Raw genomic sequence first — 21,134 nt, forward strand, 5'->3', positions numbered from 1 at the left:
CGTGAAGAAGTCCCTTGTCGCCTTGTCGTTCGCCGTGCTGGTAGCCCTGTCCGGCTGCTCGGCCCCAACCCCTGCTCCGGCAGGCAACCCGCCCGCACCCGCGGCGTCCGGCCCCGCTGTGGGGCAGACGGGTGACGTGCTGGTCGCCGTCGGTCTGGCCGGCAAGACCGGCAAGCAGATCGTCGACGAGCTCGATCAGGCCCCCGACGCCCGCCCGCTGCCGCTGCGCGCGTCGGTGCGCTACGACCACGTGCTGGTCGGCGACGGCACGAACGAGACCAAGGTGCCGATCGAGGGCGACCGGTTCTACCTGTCGATCGCCCCGTACGCCTCGCAGACGCACCAGTGCTTCTACCACTCCCTCGCGACGTGCCTGGGCGAGATGCAGTCGGCCGACGTGCACGTGACAATCGTCGACTCCGCCGGCACCGTGCTGGTCGACGAGGACGCCACCACCTACGCCAACGGCTTCGTCGGCTTCTGGCTGCCCAAGGACATCACCGGGGAGGTGACCGTGACCGCCGACGGCAAGACCGGCACGGTGCCGTTCGCAACCGGTCCCGAGGACGCCACCTGCCTGACCACGCTGCAGGTCGCCTGATCGAGACCACCGAGGGGCTCCACCTCCGACCGGGGGCGGAGCCCCTCGCGCGTGGAGCGTCTGGCGCGAACGCAACCCGGACGCCGGGGACTGGGCGATGGGCCACATCCCCCTGCTGGTGTTCGGGGCGCCCTACCGAGCCTTGTGTGCCTCGATCGTCTCGATGATCGCCGGGCGCAGCTGCGCCGTGGTGATCACCCGGTCGACCGACCCGACCTCGACCGCCCGGTGGATGCTGTGCACGCCGTCGAACTCGGCCGCGACCTCGGAGATCTTCTCCGCGCGCACGGCCGCCTTCACGTCGGCCAGGGCGAGCTGCAGGGCCGCCTTCTCCTCCGGGGCTGCGTCGCGCACCTGCGCCTCGAGGTCGGCCACGCGGGCGTCCGACGCGGTGCGCTTGTCGACGTCACCGGCGAACACGACCGCTGCGGCGGGCGCGCCGCCCAGCACCGACGCGTAGGAGCCCTCCAGCGCGAGCACCGTCAGGTTCTCGTTGAGCTGCTTGGAGAACACCACGAACGCGCCGCCGTGGTAGCGGGAGATGACGACGAACACGATGGGGCCGTCGAAGTTCACGATGGCCCGACCGATCTCGGCGCCGTACTCCAGCTGGAGGTTGCGCATCGACTCCGGTGAGCCGTCGAAGCCCGACAGGTTCGCCAGCACGACCAGCGGCCGGTTGCCGGACGCCGCGTTGATGGCGCGCGCCACCTTCTTGCTCGAGCGCGGGAAGAGGGTGCCGGAGGTGAACGTGTCCGGGCCGTCGGTGGGCGGGAAGCCCGCCCGCGCGATGGCCTTGGATTCGATGCCGACCACGCAGACCGAGTGCCCGCCGACCCGGGCGTCCATCACGACGGCGGTCTCGGCGTCCGCCATGCCCGCCCAGCGCTCGATCCGCTCGGCGTCCTGGTCGCACACCGCGGCGATGACGCTGCGGATGTCGAACGGCTTCTTCCGGTCCGGGTTGTGGGTGGCGGAGAAGATCTCCCCCACCGTGGCGAACCCGTCGCCGGCGTGCGGGTAGCTCGACACGTCGCGGTCGACCGGGTCGGCCGTGGAGACCCGACGCGGGCCGGCTTCGCCGTCGGCGACGAAGGTCGCGTCGTAGTGCTGCAGCAGCAGCTTCATGGCCGCACCAAGGTTCGGCGCCCAGTACTGCGCCTGGCCGTTGGGGCCCATGACGCGGTCGTAGCCGCCGATGCCGAAGTTGTCCTCGGCCGAGACGCCGCCGGAGAAGTCGAGCGATTGCTTGCCGGTGAGCACCATCGCCGAGTCCGGCGTCATGATGAGGATGCCCTTGGTGTGCATCAGCATCGTCGCCTCGGCGTTCCAGTACGGCTGGGCGCCCACGTTGATGCCGGCCACCACGATGTTGATCTCGCCGCCGGCCTGCGTGAATTCGACGATGCGGCGCAGCGCGGCGCCGACCCAGTCCATGTTCTCGGTGCCGGACTCCATCGAGATCCGCGCGCCGGACGACAGGGCGAACCACTCCAGCGGGACGCCCATCTCGTCGGCCAGGTCGATGGCCGCGATGATGCGCGCGCACTCGGGCTCGGCCACCGCGCCCAGGCCCTTGGTCGGGTCGCCGGAGAGCACGATGCGGGTCACGCCCTCGGGGTGCAGGTCGGTGGGGGTGGTCACGCGGGCCACGATGATGCCGGCGGAGTTCCGCCCGGGCTCGCGGGCCACCTCCACCAGCGCGCCCGACTCATCGAGGTCGAGTTCGACCAGCGTGCCGCCCCGCCCGGCCAGCGCGGCCGACAGCTCGTACGGGTAGACGAGCCCGCGACGGCGGGCGCGCAGGACCTTGGAGGCGTAGTCGTCCAACGGCTGCAGCGCCTCGGTGGGCGGCTCGGTGACCGAGGCCAGCACGCCAGCGCCCGGCGCGGCGTGGAACCGGATCGCGACCGGCACGGTGCCCTGCCCCTCGCGGACGAACCGGCCCTGGCACAGCACCTCCTCGATGCCAGCGCCGTCCGACAACGGGGTGATTTTGTGACGCAGCGCAGTGATGTCGGCGATGTCGAGGTCGATCTCCGGCCAGACGTGCACCCACACGTGGTTGAGGTCGAGCTTGGAGCCGGCCGAGCCGCGCGCGGCGCGGGTGCGGCGGATCGCCTCCAGGCAGTTCTCGACGGCGCGCTCGGCGTGCGGCAGGCCCAGCAGGCGACCCTCGGCGTCCCGGACCGCGGCGAGCTGGCGCACCTGCGCCATCGCCACGAGTCGCTTGTCGCCGGGGTTGGTGCGCGCGACGCACTCGAACAGCAGCACGTCCTCGGGGGCGGGGATGCGCGTCACGTGGAACGCGCGCAGGCGCCACAGGTCGAGCTGGCGGCCGGCCATCGGGTGCAGGCCGCGGATGCGCTCGTCCTCCAGCAGGACGTCGCCGGCGAACCGGTAGCTGTGGTACTCGACCTCGCCGTCGGCGCCGCACACGCCCACCGCGACCCGGCGGACGCCGTCGTCCCAGCTCCACGCCGAGAGCAAGTCGCCGAGCTGCTCGGGGTCGGGGCGCTCACCGAACAGGACGTACAGCTCGACCACCGCGTCGTCGCCCGGACGCCGACGCCCGAGTTCGCCGGCGACCACGCGGGCCAGCGGCCCATCGGGGGCCATCTCGTCGGCGGTGCCGATCGTCGCGACGAAGCGGGTCGGGCGCGACTCCAGCCGGTAGTCGGCCGTGACCACCGCGCGCCCCTCCACCGCGAAGCGCTGGACGCCGTCGAGGTGGTAGTCCCCGTAGTACTTGCGCAGCAGCACCTCGAGCATCGGCTCGTGCTCGTGCACGCCCTGGCCCAGACGGCGGGCCAGGTTGTTGACCGTCCACTCCGGGATGGCGGCCAGCCGCTCGATGCGCTCGTCATAGTCGGCCGGGCGTGGGTCGGACGCCAGCGCTTCGACCTCGGCGGCCACACCGGACAGCACCGAGGCGCGCTCGGCGTCCACCAATGGCTGGTCGAACCAGCGGAAACGCACCGAACGGGCCATGTCGCCGATGGCCGGGAAGCGCAGCTGGGTGGCGCGAACCAGGCGCTCCAGGTGGGCGCGGGCGGGCGCGGCTCGCTCGGCGTCGGGGGCGGGCTCGTTGATCCAGCGGTCGAGGATGCCCAAGACGATGGGCACGTCCTGCGCGACCCGCTTCTGGGCGAGGAAGATGCGGAAGACGCCGTCGGCGAGCTCCGGCGTCCGGTCGAGGGACTCGACGCCGTAGTGGCCGAGCGCCTTGCCCAGGCGCTCCACGAAGGTCTGCGGCAGGCCGGCGCGCTCGGCGTCCAGCGTGGTCAGGTAACGGTGCAGGTGCTCGCGGTCGGAGTGCACACGCAGTTCGGTGTTCTGCTGCTCGCCGTTGGGCCGGTTGCGGCTCAGCTGGGCGAGGTCGGCGAACAGCGCGATCAGCTCGATCTCGCCCGTGAGGACGTCGCCGCCCTCGGCCAGCACCTCGTCGCGGGCGGCGAGGTACTGCTTGAGCGTCTGGGCGCCCGGGTCGACGTCGTAGCCCATCAGGGTGGCCGACAGGTCGGCGCGCAGGCGGGCGGCGCGGGCCGCCGGGTCGCCGTTGCCGGGGCGCGGCGGCAGGTCGACGGACGCCGCGGGCTCGGCAGAGGCGTCCTCGTCGCCGTCGCCGATGGCCTCGAGGCGGACCAGCGGAGCCATCGACTCGACCTGCGAGCCGGTCATGACGTGCAACTCCTTGACCCGCGCCGCGAACGGGGCGCCGATCACGGTCTCCATCTTCATGGACTCCAGGACGACGACCGGCGCACCGGCCTCGACCTCGTCGCCCACGGCGACCGGCGTGGCCACGACCAGCGCGGGCGCCGGCGAGCGGAGCACGCCGCCCTCGTCGCGGCTGATGCGGTGCATGACGTCGTTGACCTCGACGAGGTGCACCGGGCCGTGGGTGGCGGTCACCATCCGGTGACGGACGCCGTTGACGACGAGGCGGGCGTGGACGTCGTCCAGCCGGTGGATCTCGGCCTCGCACGACTGGCCGCCGACGACCACGCGGTAGCGGTGGGGTGCGGTGGCGTAGGCGGTGACGGTGTGCACGACGCCGCGCAGCTTGAGGTCGACCGTGACGCCGGAGGCGTGCTGGGTCTGCGGGCGTCCGCCGCGGGACGTCTCCAGGAGGCGCTCGGTCTCGATCCGGGTGGTCTCCTCGTAGGCCTCGATGGCGGCGGCGACGAGCGCGACCCCGGCGTGGGCGTCCGCCACGAGGCCTCCCTCGGCGCGGGTGCGGTCGATCCAACCCGTGTCGGCCCATCCGGTGGTGGCGGGGTCGGCGTGGCCGTGCGCCTCGGGCTCGGGTGACCAGAGGTCCTGCTCCTCGCCGGCGTCCGGGCCGATGACCTCGGTCTGCTCCAGCAGCTCCAGGATGAAGCTCTTGTTCGTGGCGCCGCCCTCGATGACGACGGTGGTGTCGGCCAGCGCGCGCCGCAGGCGGGCGAGCGCGACGGAGCGGCGGCGTCCGTGGGCGATGATCTTGGCCACCATCGAGTCGAAGTCGGCCGGGATCGTGTCGCCCTCGGAGAACCCGGTGTCGACGCGGATGCCGGGGCCGGCCGGCAGGTCGAGGCGGGTGATGCGGCCGGGGGCGGGGGCGAAGTCGCGGTCCGGATCCTCGGCGTTGAGGCGTGCCTCGATCGCGTGGCCCTCCTCGGTGGGCCGCACGGAGGGCAACTTCTCGCCGGTCGCGATGCGGATCTGGGCCTTGACCAGGTCGAAGCCGGTGGCGACCTCGGTGATCGGGTGCTCGACCTGCAGGCGCGTGTTCACCTCGAGGAAGGCGAACTCGTGCCGCTGCGGCTGGTAGAGGAACTCGACCGTGGCGGCGCCGCGATAGCCGACCATGCGGGCGAGCCGCTCGGCGCTGCGGGCGACCGTGGCGACCTGGCCGGGCGTGAGCAGGGGCGAGCGCGACTCCTCGATGATCTTCTGGTTGCGGCGCTGCACCGTGCAGTCGCGGACGCCGAGGGCCCAGGCCGTCTCGCCGTCGGAGATGAGCTGCACCTCCACGTGGCGGGCGCCGGTGACGAGCTTCTCCAGGAACAGCACGCCGGAGCCGAAGGCGCGGAGGGCCTCGTCGGAGGTGCGCTGGAAGGCGTCGCGCAGGTCCTCGTCCGACTCGACCATGCGGATGCCCCGGCCGCCGCCGCCGGCGGTCGCCTTGAGCATCAGGGGGTAGCCGATGCGCTGGGCCGCGGCCAACGCGTCGTCCAGGGTGTCCACGCCGCCGCCCGACCACGGGGCGACCGGGACGCCCGCCTCCTCGGCGAGCAGCTTCGAGCCGATCTTGTCGCCGAGCCTGCGCATGGCGTCGCCGCTCGGGCCGATGAAGGTGATGCCGAGCTCGTCCATCCGGTCGGCGAAGGAGGCGTCCTCGGCGACGAAGCCCCAGCCGACCCACACGGCGTCCGCGCGGGCGTCCGTGAGCACCTGCGCGAGCAGGTCGTGATTGAGGTACGGGCGCTCGGACGCCGCCCCCAGCGGGTAAGCCTCGTCAGCCTCGCGGGCGAACATCGCCGAGCGTTCGCCGTCGGTGTACAGCGCGATCGTCGTGATCGGCTCGGCCGACCGCCGCTCCGCGTTCATCTCGCGGACCGCGTGGATCAGCCGCATGGCGGCCTCTCCCCGGTTGACGATGGCGATGCGCTTGAACACGGGATCTCCTCTGGCACGACGAACGCTCCCCGGTCGGGGGATGCTCCGAATCTCCCACCAGTTCGGGACGGGTGCGAACCGGCGGGGCGGGTTGTCAGGGAAGTTGCACAATTCAACCGCGGCGCGACCAACCACAGCCTTGGAAATTTGTGGGGATCCTCCAAGATGGACGCCATGGCACCACGCGCCCGCTACCTCGTCACGCATCCCTGCGAGGACGCCTGCGGCACCCTGACGACCGACCGACGCGTCGAGGGTGCCCCCGTCTACCGCTGCCCCGGCTGCGATTCGGAGTGGATCGAACTCGACGAGCGCACCGAGCCCGCCGAGCCCGACGTCACGGCCGGGTGACCTGCCGGGCTGAGGGTGGCGAGGACGCTCACGGCATCGCGCGGCGCGGGCGGTGCTCGGGCGCTTGGTCGTGCCTGTGCTCCTGGACGTGGTCGTGGTCCGGGTCGCGCTGGGACACGGACGCGCCCGCCACGGTCAGCGCGGCGACCGCGGTCGTCAGGGGCACGCTCAGCACGAGGCCGATGCCGCTGCCGAGGGTGCGCACGATCTCCTCGGCGAACGGCTCGGTGGACAGCAACAGGCCGAGTGGCTGGCGGAACATGGCCAGCAGCACGAGCGTCGACAGGGCGGCGCCGGCATAGGCGAACACGATCGTGTAGATCGTGGAGGCGATGTGGTCGCGTCCGATGCGCATGCCGGAGGCGAACAGCTCCCAACGGCTGAGGTTGGGTCCCGCGGCGCGCAGTTCCCAGACCGCGGACGACTGGGTGATCGTGGTGTCGTTCAGGACGCCGAGGCCGGCGATCACCAGCGAGCAGGTCAGCAGGGCGGTGAAGGACAGCCCCTCCGACTGCCCGGCCAGCGCGATGTTCTCGTCGGTCGACAGGCCGCTCAGGCGGGCGGACCAGACGCCGACCGCTCCGAGCCCCGCGGTCGCGAGCAGGCTGACCAAGGTGCCGACGAACGCCGACGTCGTGCGCATGGAGATGCCGTGCGCGAGGTAGAGGACGGCGAACATGATCGCCGCGCCGCCCACGAGCGCAACCGCGACCGGCGGGCGTCCGGTGGCGAGCGCGGGCAGCATGAACCCGAAGAAGATGGCGCCCGACACGACGAGCCCGGCCAGGCCGCGCACGCCCTTCCAGCCGGCGACCGCGATGACCACCGCCACGAACGCCAGCGTGAACCAGGCCAGCGGCACCAGACGGTCGATGACGACCAGCGCCCAGGAGCGGCCCTCCGCCCCGCCGACGTCCGAGACCCGGACCGTGTCGCCCACCGAGAGCCCCGACAGGGCGGACACGCCGATGAGCTCGACCACGACCGACTGCCCGGACATCGGCCCGCTGGAGAGCAGGACCGTGGCCTCCTGGCAGGCGTGCTGGATCGACCCGCTCTCCTCCGAGGCCTCTTCGGCCCCGGGGCACACCACGAGGCCTGTCACCCGGCCCGACTCGATCGGAGCCACGGACGACGTCCCGCCGGGCGCAGGCTGGCTCAACTCCTGGCGCTCGCCCGGCCAGAGCACCACGACGCCGATGACGGTGACGACCGCGACGACGGCCAGCAACACCGTGCTGGCGATACGGGCGAGGCGCGAGATCCTGATGTCCGGAGGCGCCCCGTGGCTGTGTCCTGCTCCCATGGGCTCAGTCTGTCAGGACCGTCCCGGGCCGCCCTAGAGTGTGTTCATGGCCGAGTTGGTGATCGCACCCGGGCCGGGCGTCGCGGGTGGGCTGACGATCCCGGCCGGCGAGCTGGAGGAGCGGTTCGCCCGGGCGTCCGGCCCCGGCGGGCAGGGGGTCAACACCACGGACTCCCGCGTCCAGCTGAGCCTCGACATCGCGGCGTGCACGGCGTTCACCGACGTGCAGCGCGCCCGGCTGCTGAACAACCTGGCCGGACGCCTCGTCGGCACGACCCTCACCGTGGACGCCGCCGACCAGCGTTCGCAGTTCCTGAACCGCCGCGCAGCGCGCGAGCGCCTGGCGGACGCGTTGCGCCACGCCCTCGCCCCGCCACCGCCGGCCCGCCGGCGCACCCGCCCCACCCGGGGCAGTGTGGCGCGCCGCCTGGCCGCCAAACGGCACCAGGCGGAGAAGAAGGCGCTCAGGCGTTCCCACGAGGACTGATTGTCTACTACTGTATGTCGGAGCAAGTCGTCCTGAATCACCCACAGGAGGACACCCGTGGTCAACGACGCCTCACCGCAAGGCACGCGCCTCGGCCGGCTGCGCCTGATCGGGCTCGCCGCGCCCCCCTTCTTCGTCTCCGGTCTGGTGTGCCTCCATCCGGCGCTCACCGCGGGTTTCGACAGCGAACGCGCCCACCTGGTGCTCAGCGCAGTGCTGATCCTCAGCGCGGCCGTCTTCGGGTGGACCATGTTCAGGTCCCTGGGCCGGGCCCATGACGCGGCGCTCGAGGCCGAGCGGCTGTCGGCCGCCCTGCTGGAGCGCGACCGCATCGCCCGCGAACTGCACGACAGCCTCGCCCAGGTGCTGGGGGTCGCCCACCTCCGCCTCCGGGCCGTGGAGGCGCGACCATCCGTCGCCGCCGACGAGCGCACCCGGGCGGACGTGGCAGACCTCGCCGACCTGTGCCGCGAGGCACACCGCGACGTCCGGGAAGCGATCCATGGGCTGAAGGACGCCCAGCGGTCCGACCGCTCCCTCCTCGACCACCTCGAGGACTACATCCGTGTCTTCTCCCGCACCAGCGGGGTTCCGACCACCCTGGAGGCGTGCACGGAACGGGAGCTGGCCCTGCCCCCCAACGCCGAGGTGCAGGTGATCCGCGTGATCCAGGAGGCGCTCACCAACATCCGCTAGCACGCGGGCGCGCGTTCGGCCCGCGTGCTCGTCAGGGCGGACGACGCGTCCGTCGACTTCGTCATCGCCGACGACGGGCAGGGCTTCGACGTGGCCCGGGCCACCGGCGGTGACGGCTTCGGCCTGACCACCATGCGTGAGCGGACGGAATCCGTGCGCGGACGCCTCTGCCTGGAGTCCCGGCCCGGCGAGGGCACGCGCGTGACCGTCCACCTGCCCCGGACGGCGCCCGCCCGCAGCCGGGTCGAGGAGCTGACGGCGTGAGCCTCCCCCTCGGACGCCCGGCCCGCATACTGCTCGCCGACGACCTCGCCCTCTTCCGCCGGGCGATCGCCACGCTCCTGGACGAGCAGGAGGACATGCAGGTGGTGGGCCAGGCCGGCAACGGGGTCGAGGCCGTCGAGATGGCGCAGGCCCTCGACCCGGACGTCATCCTGCTCGACGTCGAGATGCCGGTGATGGACGGCATCGCCGCCGCGGCGCGCCTCCGCGAGGTGACGCCCGGCGCCCGCATCATCATGCTGACCGTGCTCGATGACGACGAGACCCTCCTGTCGGCCATCCGGCTCGGCGCGCACGGCTACCTGCTGAAGGACTTGCACCCAGAGGAGCTCTACGCGATGGTTCGGGCCGCTGTCCGCGACGAGTCCCCCCTCTCCCCCGCGCTGGTCGGACGGCTCATGGCCGCCGTCCGGGAGAACGGCCGGCGGGTGGCCGTGCCGGCGACCGAGGAGGACGCCCTGTCGGCGCGTGAGTTGGAGGTGCTGCGCCTGGTCGCGGACGGGTTGTCCAACAAGGAGATCGGCTCCGCGCTCTGCATCACCCAGGGCACGGTGAAGAACCACGTCCACCATGCGCTGGCCAAGCTCGGGATGGACAACCGCATCCAGGCCGCGGCCTACATAGTCCGCCAGGGCCTGGGCCGTCCCCGCGCCTGAGGGCCGGCACGGCCGAACGGCACACCCTCTGGCGGTGGCTGTGCCCGGAATGTACCTCCCGGCGGATGGGCAACCTCCACGATCGAGGACAAGCTGGCAGCAGACAGCAGACGACTGTCGTGCGCGCAGGAAGGGAGGCTCCGTGACCGGCCAGCGCAAGGGCATCATGGGCGTCCTCACCAGCTTCAGCGGCATCGCCATCACGATCGCCGGTGCGCTGCTCGGTGTCTTGTTGGGCATCGCCATCTTCACGTTCGGCTACGCCGGGGGCTGGGCCTACCTGGGCTCCGATCCGGCCACCTGCAACCAGTGCCACGCGATGAACGAGCAGTACAACGGCTGGCTCAAGGGCAGCCACAAGAACGCCGCCACGTGCAACGACTGCCACTCCCCGCACGACAACATCATCCACAAGTACGTGAACAAGGCCGACAACGGCTTCTGGCACGCGCTGAAGTTCACCACCCGCGACTACCCCGAGAACATCAAGATCCGCGAGATAAACCGCGAGATCACCCAGGAGGCCTGCCTCTACTGCCACGGCAACCTGGTCGACGACATCTCCGAGCCGCGCAAGTTCGCCACGACCGTCGGTGCCCACAGCACCCGGATCGACTGTCTCCAATGCCACGCCGAAGTCGGACACATGAGGTGATCGATATGCAAACCGAGAAGAAGAAGGACCGCCGGTTCCTGATGGCCGGGGTGTTCCTCGTCGCAGGGGCCCTGGTCACCGTCGGCATCGCCTCGATGCTGATGAGCGTCTTCGAGCGGCGGGCGGAGGGTGAGAACCCGTACTTCCGCATCGCCGAGCTCAGCGAGACGACCTACGACCCGGCGGTGTGGGGCCAGAACTTCCCGCTGCAGTACGAGGGTTGGCGGCTGACCTCCGAGATGCCGGCCGACGAGCAGGTGGCGCAGACGCCCACCGCCACCGACCCGCGCACGGTCAAGGCCAAGAGCAAGCTGGCCCACGACCCGCGCCTGGTCACCATGTGGCAGGGCTACGCCTTCGCGGTCGAGTACAACGAGCCGCGCGGCCACGCCTACATGCTCGAGGACCAGCGGCTGGTCAAGCGCGTCCAGGACCCGTTCAAGCAGCCCGGCGCCTGCCTCAACTGCCACACCTCGCTGCCCGAGGTCGTCGACACGCTCGGAAACGGAGACAAGGACGCCGGCTGGGCGGCCATGAACAAGATGCCGTACGCCGAGGCCACCGAGTTCGCCAAGCACCCGGTCGGCTGCATCGACTGCCACGACCCGCAGACGATGAAGCTCCGCGTCACCCGCCCCGCCTTCGAGGAGGGCATCAAGGAGTACAAGGCCGGCCAGGGCGTCGCCAACTACGACGTCAACACGATGGCCACCCCGCAGGAGATGCGGAACTTCGTGTGCGCCCAGTGCCACGTCGAGTACTACTTCAAGGGCGACGAGAAGACCCTCACCTTCCCGTGGGACAAGGGCCTCACCGCCGACGACGCGCTCGCCTACTACGACGAGGTCGGCTTCAGCGACTTCACCCACAAGCTGACCGGCGCCCCGGTCGTCAAGGCCCAGCACCCCGACTTCGAGACGTTCAGCCAGGGCGTCCACGCGAAGTCCGGCGTGACCTGCGCCGACTGCCACATGCCGTACCAGCGCGAGGGTGCCGCCAAGGTGTCGAACCACCAGATCGCCAGCCCCATGCGCAGCGACGAGACCATCAACGCCTCCTGCCTCACGTGCCACAGCACCACCGAGCAGGCCATGCGTGACCGCGTCGCCGGCATCCACGACACGTACGAGCAGACGAAGAACGTCGCGTTCGACGCCCTCACCGCCCTGATCTACGACATCGAGGCGGCGAAGAACGACGGGACGGCGACCGACCGCATCGAGGCCGCCTACGGCTTCCAGCGCAAGGCGCAGTTCTTCCTGGACTACGTGGTGTCGGAGAACAGCCGCGGCTTCCACGCCCCGGCCTACACCAACCGGCTCCTCAACGACGTGACGGACGCCTCGCGGCGCGGCCAGATGGCGCTCCGCGGCGTGACCTACGCGCCCGCTGGACCGGCCGAGTCCGTCCCCGACGGGACGTTCCCGGTGCCGCTGGCCCCGAGCAAGGAGGCCTGAGCCCCTTGGTTCGGCGCGGACGGGGATGGGGAGGGTGACCCCATCCCCGTTTCGCTTCCCGCTGTGTCCCCCTGCACATCCATGTGCCGGGGGATACAGCCGTTCGCGGTCGGATGTGCCCTCTACCTACCCGGGGGAGGATGGTCTACGACGGCCCGTAGGAGACAGACTGTGGACCGTGGGTCGGACTATCACCCGGTCCCCCACAAGGAGCTTGCGATGACGCCCGCCCGCACCGGCGACGACGGCACGTACGTGGACGTGTCGGTCTGGTCCGACGACCCCGTCGAGGCCACCGGGTCCACACCCCCCGACACCGACACCGACACCGCCGACACCGCCGACACCGCCGACACCGCCGCCGCGCCGGCCGTCCCGGCCACCGTGACCCCCCGCCGCAAGCCGTGGCTGTTCGCCGCCCTGGGCGTCCTGCTCGGCCTGGGCATCGTGTGGGGCGTGTGGTCACTCGGGGACGACCCGGCCGCCCGACTCCCGTCGGACCATCCCCCGACCAACGCCCCCGCTGCGGCCGCCACCCCGACGCCGCTCACCGCCGAGCAGTGGTCGGCGCTGAAGGCGAAGGTGGACGCCGACCCCACCAGCCTTGATGACCGGCTGGTCTACGGCGTGGCGCTCTACAACGAGGGTCGCTACCCCGAGGCCGAGGAGCAGTGGCTCGCCGCCACCGAGCTCGCCCCGGATGATCCGGGGCCGTGGTACAACCTCGGCTTCCTCTACCTGAGCCTCGACCCCCCGTCCGACGAGAAGGCCGAGGCGGCGTGGCGCAAGGTCGTCGAGATCGCGCCCGGCACATCCATGGCCGAGACCGTGACGCAGCACCTGGACCGGCTCGACACCGTCCTGCCCGGCGGTGCCGCACCCTCCCCGTCCCCGACGCCCGACCAGTGAGGCCACGATGAGCATCGAGACCCGCCCCGACACCCCCACCCCGCCGGCGACCCCGGACCACCCGGACGCGCACGACCTCAGCGTGGTGGAGCTGCTGCGGCGGTTGTACGCCCTGTTCCACAACAAGCGGTTCGGCCTGCTGCTGATCCTGGCGATGGCCGTGTTCACCCTGGTCGGGGTCCTGTTCCCCCAGGCGCCGGGGGAGACACTGGCCGACCCAGCCGTGCGCGACGCGTGGCTGGACACCATGCGCCCCCGCTACCGCGGCTGGACCGACATCCTGACCGCCCTCGGCGTCTTCGGGGTGTTCGGGTCGATCGGCTTCAAGGTCGTGACGATCCTCCTGGCGCTCAGCATCATCGCCTGCACGACGCACCGGCTGCCCCAGCTGTGGGCCCAGGCGATGGCCCCGCACGTGAGCGTTCGCGACCGCTTCTTCGACCACGCCCGCGTGCGGGCCACCACGGTGGTCCGCGCCGACGCGGCCCCCACTGCGGCGCTCCTGAAGGCCGACCTGCACAAGCTGCACTTCCGGACGATCGCGGACGCCGACGGCACGCCGTTGTACGCCGACCGCAACCGGTTCGCGCCCTTCGGCACCGTGGTGGCCCACGTGGCCTTCGTGGTGATCCTGGCCGGGGTGTTCGTCACCACCACCTTCGGGTTCCGCGCCGATGACCTGTCGGTTCCGGTGGGCAGCCGCATCGAGGTGGGCCGCGGCACCGACCTGTCGATCGAGGCCCGCTCGTTCACCGACTCCTACAACCCCGACGGCAGCCCGTCCGACTACGTCAGCGACCTCGTGCTGTACGCCGACGGCCAGCAGGTCGCCGAGCAGGTCGTCCGCGTCAACGCCCCGCTCCGCTGGGGAGGATGGTCGCTCCACCAGGCCAGCTTCGGCATCGCCGCCGACCTCCGCGTGACGGACGCCGCGGGTGCCGTCGTCCTCGACGAGGCGCTGCCGCTGCAGTACCAGCTCGAGGGCCGGTACGCCTACGGCAAGGTCGAGGTGCCCGACACCGACCTGCTCGTCTACCTCATCACCCCGGCGTCCGGCCAGGTGGTGCCCGACATCCCCGCGGGCAAGGCGCAGGTCGAGGTGTATCGCGGAGGGACCGACACCCCGGTGTTCACCACGGTCATGACCCCGGGTGAGCCGGTCGACGGCGTCGACCTCACGTGGACCTTCGAGCGCGAACGCCAGTACACGGGCCTGATGCTCAGCCGTGACCCGGGCGGCCCCATCGTCTGGACGGGCTGTGCGCTGCTGGCCATCGGCACCTGCTGGACGATGTTCCTGCGCCACCAGCGCCTCTGGGTCCGCCTGGAGGCGATCCCCCAGGGAACCCGGGTGACCCTCGCCTCCCCCGACCGGCACGACTCGATCTTCGCCCGCCAGGTCCACAGCTTCGTCGCCGGCCTCGGTGACACCGACACCAGGAAGAAGTAGCCATGCTTGACCTCTCCCGCACCCTGCTCGCCCTGGCGACGGGCCTGCTGGCCCTCGCCCTGCTCGTCAACGTCGTCGTGGTCGCGACCAGGCGCCGGGCCCCGGCGGCCACGGCGGTCAGGCCCGTCGCGGTCGGGCGCGGGGGGTCCCACCCCGTCTCACCGCTCAGCCCCGCGGCGTTGGACGACGACGGTCCGGTCACCGCCGTCCGTACGAGCAAGCGTGGCGTGGCGTGGGCGGCCGACCGCTCGGTCGAACTGGCCCTGCTGGCCATCACCGTGGCGCTGGTGATCCGGTCGATCCACACCGGGCACGCCCCGTTCGCCAACCAGTACGAGTTCGCGTGCTCCTTCGCGTGGGGCATCACCGCGGCCTACGTCTTCTTCGAGCGTCGCTACGGCGTCCGCGCCCTGTCGCTGATGGTGCTGCCCCTCCCGCTGGCGATGCTCGGCTACGCCAGCACCGTCGGCTCGGAGGCGTCCGGGCTGATGCCCGCCCTGCAGAACCACCTGCTGCTGACCGCGCACGTGATCACCGCCGTCATCGCCTACGGTGCGGCTGGGGTGTCGGCCGGTGCCGCCGTCCTGTACCTGCTGCGCCCGCACCTGAAGTTCCCCGGCCTGCCGAGCGAGGACCTGCTCGAGGAGATCGGTTACCGCGCCATCGTCATCGCCTTCCCGATGCTCACGATCATGATCATCCTCGGCGCCATCTGGGCGGACATCGCCTGGGGCCGCTACTGGAGTTGGGACCCGAAGGAGACCTCCGCCCTGGTGACCTGGCTCATCTACGGCGGCTACCTGCACGCCCGCGTGGTCCGGGACTGGCGTGGGAAGAAGACCGCCGCACTGCTGCTGCTGGGCTTCGCCGCCGTCCTGTTCACCTTCTTCGGGAACCTGTTCTTCGGCGGCCTGCACAGCTACGCGTGATCGGAGTCCACCCATGAGCGCCCCCAGCACCGAACGCCCTTCCGTCGTCGAGGAACGCCCCGCCGGCTCGCGCCTGCGCACCCTGCTGGCCATCGCCGCCGTCACCGCCCTCGTGGTCGGCGGAGGTTGGTGGCTGTCCCGCCCCACCACCTACGGGGGGTCGGACGCCGTGACCTCGGTCCGCATCGACGGGGCGGCCAGCACCCCGGTGGTCGGCGCGGTCGCGACCGACTTCACCGCCACCACCACCGCCGGTGAGGCCATCTCGCTGGCCCAGTTGCGTGGCAGGCCTGTCTGGCTCACCTTCGGCGCCACGTGGTGCGCCCCCTGCCGGGTCGAGGCGCCGGACATCCAGGCCGCGCACGCAGCCCAGACCCACGGCGTCCAGGTCGTCGCGGTCTACCTCGGCGAGGACGCCGCGGCAGTCGACCAGTTCGCGGACGCCCTGGGCCTCACCTACGCCCACGTCCCCGACCCCGACCGGGCACTCGCCTCGGCGTGGGGGGTGAACGGGATCCCCGTGCACTACTTCATCGACTCGGCGGGCACCATTCGCGCCACCCGCGTCGGCATCGTCGGGCCGGACCAGATCCAGGACACCCTTGCCACCTTGGACTAGTGGCGGGGTTGACGTCTTCCTGGGATGGCGATGGTGAATCTTTGCCCTGGTTCGGGTGTGCCCTACCTGCTCGGGGAGCGTCGCCGGGGTACAACAGGTCCATGAGAGCGCTGACCGAGGCGGAGGTCCGCGACAGCTTCGTGAACGCCACCGAGGCCGAACTGGAGCGCCTGGAGCCGCCCTGGTGGTTCGGGGCGACCCTGTGGGAGTCGCTGGACTACCTCGGCTGGGTCGACCCGGCGCTCCCCGAGCGCGGCTACCTCGTCTCGGAAACGTCGTTCGGCGTGGTCGGGGTCATCCTGCGCCTGCCGAAGAACCGACCCCACGGACGCCGCGCGCTCTGCAACCTCTGCTGGACCCAGCACCCGGGTCAGGGCGCCCTGCTGATGGTCGCACGCCGCGCGGGGAAGGCCGGGCTCAACCACAACACCGTCGGCACCTACATCTGCGCCGACCTGGCGTGCTCGCTCTACCTGCGGGGGCTGCGCCGGTCGGTGGGCGGCGGGCGGATGCCCGAGACTCTCGACCAGGACGCCCGCATCCACCGGCTGGGCGAAAACGTCGAGGACTTCCTGGCCCGCGTGGTCGACAGCGACGCGCCGCGACTGGCCTAGGCTCGGCCCATGGGCACCGAGCCGCGCCGCACCACCCCCGGGCGTGTGCCTAGCTCCTCCTTAAGGATGAGCTAGGCCATACCTTCGACCCATTTCAAGGGTCCCCGTCCTCACGTACCCTGCGGAGTGGACTATCAGGCGCGCACCCGTTCAGGAGAAGGCAATGAAGTCTCTACTCGCATCGATCGTCGCCGTCGCTGTGCTCGGCAGCGGCGTGATCCCCATCGCCGCCATCCAGGGCGACTCGCTGCCGCCGTGGCTGTGCAACCTGTTCCCCATGTTCTGCAGGCGCTGAGCACACTCGGTCAACGGCTGCCGCCGTCACCTGCCCCCACGCTTGACGCCCCGGCCCTTCGCCGGGGCGTCCAGTGTTTGCGCGGACGGGAAAGAATGGGAAACCTTGGGGGAAAGGGGAGGGCGGGGCCACCACGACTCGCACGAGGCGCCCCGCCCTCTTCGTCGTCAGCGCTCGCGCCAACGACCGGGGCCCTGGGATGTTCTCTTCGCCCACGGGGGGAGGACGGTCAACAAACACCCAACGACGAGCCCCATCATCGCTCCCGCTCCCCCGAAGGTCCGGGCGTCGCCGGCCAGGAAGCCGCTGACCACCCCGATGATGAGGCCGATCGCCACGCAGGCGACGACCAACACATCGGATCGGACGGTCACGGCACTCCTCGCTGGCCACAGGGGGAACGGGCGCAGTCCCCAAGGTAGCCCGCCCCCGCCACCCGGAGAATCGGGAAAAAGTGCAGATCATCCCCCCACGAAAGTAGGAACCTGACGAGCCTCGCGGGGGCGCCCACCGTGCCACACTGGCGGCCATGACCGACCCTGCCCCCGCGGTGCGCGCCAAGGCGCGCATGATGCCCCGTTGGGTCGCGCGGTTGGGCGCCAGCGGCGTCCCCGAGGCCACCTGCGGCCTGTTCGCCTTCGCCTACACCGAGGCCTTCTCCGACCCGACACGCGTCCGGAGCACCCTCGACGTCATCATCGAGATCGCGATCTGCTTCTTCGCCGGCGCGACGGGCCGATGGCCCCGGGTGGGCACGCTGGGCGTCGGCGCCTGCCTGCTCTGGATGGCGCTGACCCCCGCCGGCATCAGCGCCGCCTTCTTCGTGCTCTTCATCCCCATCGTCTCCAACGGCGCCCATGGCCGGACGATCCTGCGCGACATGGCGGCGCTGCTCTACTTCGCCCTCGCCCTGGTCCGCACCGTCCCGCTGAACACCAGCGTCAGCGATGTCGCCCAGACGGTGGTGATCTGGGTCATCCTGGTCGGCCTCGCGTGGGGCACCGGACGTACGGTCAGCCGCCTGCGGGAGGAGGGCAAACGCCAGGCTGACCTGCGCGCGGCGTCCCTGCGCAGCCAGCGGCGCAGCATCGCCCGCGACCTGCACGACACCGTCTCGTACGCGACGACGACGATGATCATGCGCGCCGAGCAGATCAAGCTGCGCACCACCGACGACCCGGAGCTGACCCAGGACCTCGACTTCATCATCTCCACCGGTCGCCGGTCGGTCCGCGACCTGCGCGGCATGATGGAGACCCTGCGCCGCAACGACCCCGAACTCGACCTCGAGGAGGACGCACCCTGGCGCCTGGTCGCCGTCGGCGACGTCATCGCTGACCGGCGGGCCGAGCTGGCCGCCCACGGCTACCGCCTCGACGTCAGCGCGGACGCCGAGGCACTCGACTCCCTGCCCAGCTCGGTGCGGGAGACGCTCGCCAAGCTCATCGTCGAGGCGACCTCCAACATGGTCAAGCACGCCGGGCGCGGCCCGTGCCGCCTCATCATCGAGGTGCACGACGACATGCTCGAGGCGGTCTTCACCAACCCCCTGCGTCCCGGGCGCGATCAGCGCAAGGCCGGGCATGGCCTCGGCATCATCGGCGCGCTGGAGCGCGTCGAGGCGCTCGGGGGGGAGCTGGAGGCCACAGCGGCATCCGGGACGTGGATCCTGCGTGCCCAGCTGCCGCTGGGGGGATAATGGACACCATGGCCAGACCCGTGACTGTGGCGATCGTCGACGACGACGCCCTCGTCCGAGCCGCGCTGGTCGCCTACCTGGCCACCACCGACGACTTCGAGGTGAAGCACGAGATCAACAACGGGGCCGAGGCGGTCACGACGATCACGCGCAACCCGGTGGACATCGTCGTGATGGACGTCCGGATGCCCAAGCTCGACGGCATCCAGGCCACGGCCGCCCTGCGCCGCACGCTGCCGGACGTGAAGGTCCTCGTCATCACCTCTTTCGACGAGGACGGCGCCGTGCGCGACGCGCTGCGTGCGGGCGCCAACGGCTTCCTGCTCAAGGACACCTCGCCGGCCGGGCTGGTCGAGGCGCTCCGGGCGGTCATGCAGGGCACTTCGGTCGTCTCGCCCGGTCCGATCACGAGCCTGCTGCTCAACGACAAGCGGGCGACCCGCCCCAGTCCCGCCCCCGAACTCGGCCTGAGCCCGCGCGAGTTGGAGATCCTCCGGTTGCTGTGCGCCGCGTACAGCAACACCGAAATCGCCGAGGAGCTCTTCGTTTCGGAGTCGACCGTCAAGACGCACGTGTCCGCGATCATGACGAAGATGGGCGTCCAGTCGCGCCTCAAGGCCGTCGTCCGCGCCTACGAGCTGGGCCTCGTCGAGCACGCCTGACTGCCCGCTGATCGGGGGCCCTCGGTCCGGCTTCGGGGTCGGGTGGGCGGCCGAACCTGCGACAATGCACGAGTGAACCCCGACCAGACCGACACCTTCGCTGATGTCCTGACCGCCGCGATCCAGGCGCGGGGACTGTCCCTGGAGCGCATCCGCGCGCGCCTCGACGCCGCGGACGTCCCGGTCAGCATCGCGACCCTGAGCTACTGGCAGTCGGGCCGCTCGCTCCCCACCCGCTCCCGCAGCTACCACACGCTGGTCGAGCTAGAGAAGATCCTCAACCTGGAGCCGGGCCACCTCACCCAACACACGCACACCGCCGACGGCCGCACCCGCCGCGAGCTGTTCGAGTGGCAGAACGTCGTCCCCTCCCGCGACCTGGCCACCCAGATCATCGACGACCTGGGCATCGACATGCAGGGCCAGCTGACGCGCGTGACCATGCACGACCTGCTGGAGGTGGATGCCGACCGCAGCGAGACGTCCCTCACCGTGAGAGTGGTCTGGCGCACCGAGCGGCAGGGCCTCCACCGCTGGGCGGTCGTGAACGAGTCCGACATGGAGACCGAGGAGGGGCAGTCCATCGAGCCACTGTTCGGCTGCGCGCTCGGCGAGGTCGTGGAGGTGCCCGAGCGGCAGTTGCTGGTCGCCGAGATGCTCGCCCCACGCGCCATGCAGCGCGGCGAGCTGTTCACGTCCGACTACCGCCTGACGTTCGGGCGCACCTCCATCCCGTCATTCCGGATGCTGCGGGCCGTCTCCGACCCCGTGAGAGCCCTGTCGCTGGCCGTCCGCTTCTCCCCGTCGGCCCTGCCCACGCGGGTGCGCGCGGGCGTCCAGCCCGGCCTGGAGGACGCGGAGCCGAGCGAGACCGTCCCCGTGCCGCTGGCCCGGAACGAGGCCCAGTTCGTGTGGGCGGATGCCAAGCCCGGCGTGTACTCGCTGCACTGGGACTGGGACTGACCGGCCTGGACGCCGTCGCCGAAGCACTGTACGCCGGCGACCCAGCCGCCTTCGTGGCCGCGCGCGACGCGGCGGCGAAGCAGGCCCGCGCGGCCGGCGACCGGGAGCTGGCGGCGTCCATCAAGGCGCTGCGGCGTCCGAGCGTGGCGGCCTGGTACGTGAACCTCGCCGCCCGCGCGTCCCTCGTGTCGCTGCGGGAGTGGCTGTCGCTGGGAGCCGACCTGCGCGCCGCCCAGTCCACGCTGGACACCGCGCGCGTCCGCGAGCTGTCCGCCGGGCGCACGGCCCTGGAGAACCGGGTCGTGCGCGATCTGTCGGCCCACCTGACGGCACTCGGCGTCACCGTCAGCGCCCCGGCCCTGGAGGAAGTCCGCGCAACGTTGCGGGCGGCCCTGGCCGGGCAACAGGCCGCGGACGCCGTGGCCGCCGGTCGGCTGGACAGGGCACTGACGTACGGTGGTTTCGGCGAAGTCGACCTGTCGGAGGCCCTCGCCGCCATGGCCGCCGCGGGGCCCCCGAGGAGCGACGAAGGAGCCTCGAAGGGTTCCGCGGAGGATGACGGCGGCCCTCGTGGCGCTCTGCCGCTCGCACCTCAAAGTCCGCCCCCACCAGACCCGGCACTGGTGGCCGCCCTCGAGGAGGCCCGCGCACGGCTCGACCGCGACACGGAGCAGGCCGAGGCGGCCGAGCAGGCCACCGCCCGCGCCGAGGCGGCACTCGCCGTCGCCCAGCGCGAGCTGCGCGAGGCGCGCGCAGCACAGGCCGGGGCGGAGCGGGCGCGTACCGCGTCCGAGAAGGCCGTTCGGCGGGCCGAGGAGGCGCTGGAGGGCCCGTAGGGT

Annotated in this window: 20 protein-coding genes and 1 pseudogene; 18 read left to right on the forward strand and 3 right to left on the reverse strand. The window is 71.5% G+C overall.

The window, feature by feature from the left end; genetic code table 11:
- Position 1: 1 nt before the first annotated feature.
- Positions 2-601 carry a CueP family metal-binding protein gene (locus tag ET989_RS11640; protein WP_131169149.1) on the forward strand — a complete coding sequence of 200 codons (600 nt, stop codon included), beginning with the start codon at positions 2-4 and terminating at the stop codon, positions 599-601.
- A gap of 132 nt (positions 602-733) precedes the next feature.
- Here ET989_RS11640 and ET989_RS15830 read toward each other — a convergent pair whose 3' ends face one another.
- Positions 734-6,265 (reverse strand): ATP-binding protein, encoded by a 5,532-nt coding sequence (locus ET989_RS15830; RefSeq protein ID WP_131169151.1) that lies wholly within the window; start codon positions 6,263-6,265, stop codon positions 734-736.
- 174 nt (positions 6,266-6,439) lie between these two features.
- Here ET989_RS15830 and ET989_RS14995 point away from each other — a divergent pair, with 174 nt between their 5' ends.
- On the forward strand, positions 6,440-6,616 hold the full coding sequence (locus ET989_RS14995; RefSeq protein WP_165490154.1) for a hypothetical protein: 177 nt from the start codon (positions 6,440-6,442) through the stop codon (positions 6,614-6,616).
- 28 nt (positions 6,617-6,644) lie between these two features.
- On the opposite strand, the gene ET989_RS11650 is transcribed toward ET989_RS14995, so the two are convergent.
- A complete protein-coding gene (locus ET989_RS11650; RefSeq protein ID WP_131169152.1) occupies positions 6,645-7,922 on the reverse strand; it encodes a YibE/F family protein in 1,278 nt (425 codons plus the stop codon).
- Positions 7,923-7,968: 46 nt separating this feature from the next.
- Here ET989_RS11650 and arfB point away from each other — a divergent pair, with 46 nt between their 5' ends.
- From arfB to ET989_RS15835, 12 genes and pseudogenes are all read left to right on the forward strand, one after another.
- Positions 7,969-8,409: an alternative ribosome rescue aminoacyl-tRNA hydrolase ArfB gene (arfB, locus tag ET989_RS11655; protein WP_131169153.1), complete on the forward strand. Its 441-nt coding sequence runs from the start codon at positions 7,969-7,971 to the stop codon at positions 8,407-8,409.
- Positions 8,410-8,466: 57 nt separating this feature from the next.
- On the forward strand, positions 8,467-9,105 hold the full coding sequence (locus ET989_RS11660; protein WP_131169155.1) for a sensor histidine kinase: 639 nt from the start codon (positions 8,467-8,469) through the stop codon (positions 9,103-9,105).
- Between the two features lie 21 nt (positions 9,106-9,126).
- A pseudogene (locus ET989_RS11665) lies at positions 9,127-9,369 on the forward strand (ATP-binding protein); the annotation flags it as partial.
- On the forward strand, positions 9,366-10,043 hold the full coding sequence (locus ET989_RS11670; protein WP_206662331.1) for a response regulator: 678 nt from the start codon (positions 9,366-9,368) through the stop codon (positions 10,041-10,043). The pseudogene ET989_RS11665 and the gene ET989_RS11670, both read left to right, overlap by 4 nt.
- A 142-nt stretch (positions 10,044-10,185) precedes the next feature.
- On the forward strand, positions 10,186-10,698 hold the full coding sequence (gene nrfH, locus ET989_RS11675) for a cytochrome c nitrite reductase small subunit (protein ID WP_241656328.1): 513 nt from the start codon (positions 10,186-10,188) through the stop codon (positions 10,696-10,698).
- 5 nt (positions 10,699-10,703) lie between these two features.
- A complete protein-coding gene (locus ET989_RS11680; RefSeq protein WP_131169159.1) occupies positions 10,704-12,155 on the forward strand; it encodes an ammonia-forming cytochrome c nitrite reductase subunit c552 in 1,452 nt (483 codons plus the stop codon).
- Positions 12,156-12,374: 219 nt separating this feature from the next.
- A complete protein-coding gene (locus ET989_RS11685) occupies positions 12,375-13,064 on the forward strand; it encodes a tetratricopeptide repeat protein (RefSeq protein ID WP_131169161.1) in 690 nt (229 codons plus the stop codon).
- Positions 13,065-13,071: 7 nt separating this feature from the next.
- The gene (locus ET989_RS11690) at positions 13,072-14,514 is read left to right on the forward strand and encodes a cytochrome c biogenesis ResB family protein (protein ID WP_131169164.1); all 1,443 of its coding nucleotides are present in this window, start codon (positions 13,072-13,074) and stop codon (positions 14,512-14,514) included.
- 2 nt (positions 14,515-14,516) lie between these two features.
- Entirely contained in the window at positions 14,517-15,443 is a 927-nt protein-coding gene (gene ccsA / locus ET989_RS11695) for a cytochrome c biogenesis protein CcsA (protein WP_131169166.1), read from the forward strand.
- 13 nt (positions 15,444-15,456) lie between these two features.
- Positions 15,457-16,062: a TlpA family protein disulfide reductase gene (locus tag ET989_RS11700; RefSeq protein ID WP_131169169.1), complete on the forward strand. Its 606-nt coding sequence runs from the start codon at positions 15,457-15,459 to the stop codon at positions 16,060-16,062.
- A gap of 101 nt (positions 16,063-16,163) precedes the next feature.
- On the forward strand, positions 16,164-16,676 hold the full coding sequence (locus tag ET989_RS11705; RefSeq protein WP_131169171.1) for an FBP domain-containing protein: 513 nt from the start codon (positions 16,164-16,166) through the stop codon (positions 16,674-16,676).
- A 163-nt stretch (positions 16,677-16,839) separates the two neighbouring features.
- Positions 16,840-16,971 (forward strand): hypothetical protein, encoded by a 132-nt coding sequence (locus ET989_RS15835; RefSeq protein ID WP_277751370.1) that lies wholly within the window; start codon positions 16,840-16,842, stop codon positions 16,969-16,971.
- Positions 16,972-17,138: 167 nt separating this feature from the next.
- Here ET989_RS15835 and ET989_RS11710 read toward each other — a convergent pair whose 3' ends face one another.
- Positions 17,139-17,345 carry a hypothetical protein gene (locus tag ET989_RS11710; protein WP_131169173.1) on the reverse strand — a complete coding sequence of 69 codons (207 nt, stop codon included), beginning with the start codon at positions 17,343-17,345 and terminating at the stop codon, positions 17,139-17,141.
- Between the two features lie 155 nt (positions 17,346-17,500).
- On the opposite strand from ET989_RS11710, the gene ET989_RS11715 reads away from it, so the two are divergent.
- From ET989_RS11715 to ET989_RS11730, 4 genes are all read left to right on the forward strand, one after another.
- Positions 17,501-18,670, forward strand: coding sequence for a sensor histidine kinase (locus ET989_RS11715; protein WP_131169175.1), 1,170 nt, complete (start codon positions 17,501-17,503; stop codon positions 18,668-18,670).
- Positions 18,671-18,678: 8 nt separating this feature from the next.
- Positions 18,679-19,332 (forward strand): response regulator, encoded by a 654-nt coding sequence (locus ET989_RS11720; protein WP_206662332.1) that lies wholly within the window; start codon positions 18,679-18,681, stop codon positions 19,330-19,332.
- Positions 19,333-19,404: 72 nt separating this feature from the next.
- The gene (locus ET989_RS11725; protein WP_131169179.1) at positions 19,405-20,295 is read left to right on the forward strand and encodes a hypothetical protein; all 891 of its coding nucleotides are present in this window, start codon (positions 19,405-19,407) and stop codon (positions 20,293-20,295) included.
- Positions 20,244-21,131, forward strand: a complete 888-nt coding sequence (locus ET989_RS11730; RefSeq protein WP_131169181.1) for a hypothetical protein — start codon at positions 20,244-20,246, stop codon at positions 21,129-21,131. The genes ET989_RS11725 and ET989_RS11730 overlap by 52 nt, the downstream gene beginning before the upstream one ends.
- Positions 21,132-21,134: the final 3 nt, after the last annotated feature.

It is taken from the genome of Propioniciclava sinopodophylli, assembly GCF_004324755.1.
Classification (GTDB): domain Bacteria; phylum Actinomycetota; class Actinomycetes; order Propionibacteriales; family Propionibacteriaceae; genus Propioniciclava; species Propioniciclava sinopodophylli.

Excerpts from the sequence above, each read along its gene's own strand:
- arfB (WP_131169153.1), top strand. The coding sequence starts at position 7,969 with ATGGCCGAGTTGGTGATCGCACCCGGGCCGGGCGTCGCGGGTGGGCTG.
- ET989_RS11705 (WP_131169171.1), top strand. The coding sequence starts at position 16,164 with ATGAGAGCGCTGACCGAGGCGGAGGTCCGCGACAGCTTCGTGAACGCC.
- ET989_RS11685 (WP_131169161.1), top strand. The coding sequence starts at position 12,375 with ATGACGCCCGCCCGCACCGGCGACGACGGCACGTACGTGGACGTGTCG.
- ET989_RS11715 (WP_131169175.1), top strand. The coding sequence starts at position 17,501 with ATGACCGACCCTGCCCCCGCGGTGCGCGCCAAGGCGCGCATGATGCCC.
- ET989_RS15835 (WP_277751370.1), top strand. The coding sequence starts at position 16,840 with ATGAAGTCTCTACTCGCATCGATCGTCGCCGTCGCTGTGCTCGGCAGC.
- ET989_RS11720 (WP_206662332.1), top strand. The coding sequence starts at position 18,679 with ATGGCCAGACCCGTGACTGTGGCGATCGTCGACGACGACGCCCTCGTC.
- ET989_RS11700 (WP_131169169.1), top strand. The coding sequence starts at position 15,457 with ATGAGCGCCCCCAGCACCGAACGCCCTTCCGTCGTCGAGGAACGCCCC.
- ET989_RS14995 (WP_165490154.1), top strand. The coding sequence starts at position 6,440 with ATGGCACCACGCGCCCGCTACCTCGTCACGCATCCCTGCGAGGACGCC.
- ET989_RS11690 (WP_131169164.1), top strand. The coding sequence starts at position 13,072 with ATGAGCATCGAGACCCGCCCCGACACCCCCACCCCGCCGGCGACCCCG.
- ccsA (WP_131169166.1), top strand. The coding sequence starts at position 14,517 with ATGCTTGACCTCTCCCGCACCCTGCTCGCCCTGGCGACGGGCCTGCTG.
- ET989_RS11650 (WP_131169152.1), bottom strand. The coding sequence starts at position 7,922 with ATGGGAGCAGGACACAGCCACGGGGCGCCTCCGGACATCAGGATCTCG.
- ET989_RS11680 (WP_131169159.1), top strand. The coding sequence starts at position 10,704 with ATGCAAACCGAGAAGAAGAAGGACCGCCGGTTCCTGATGGCCGGGGTG.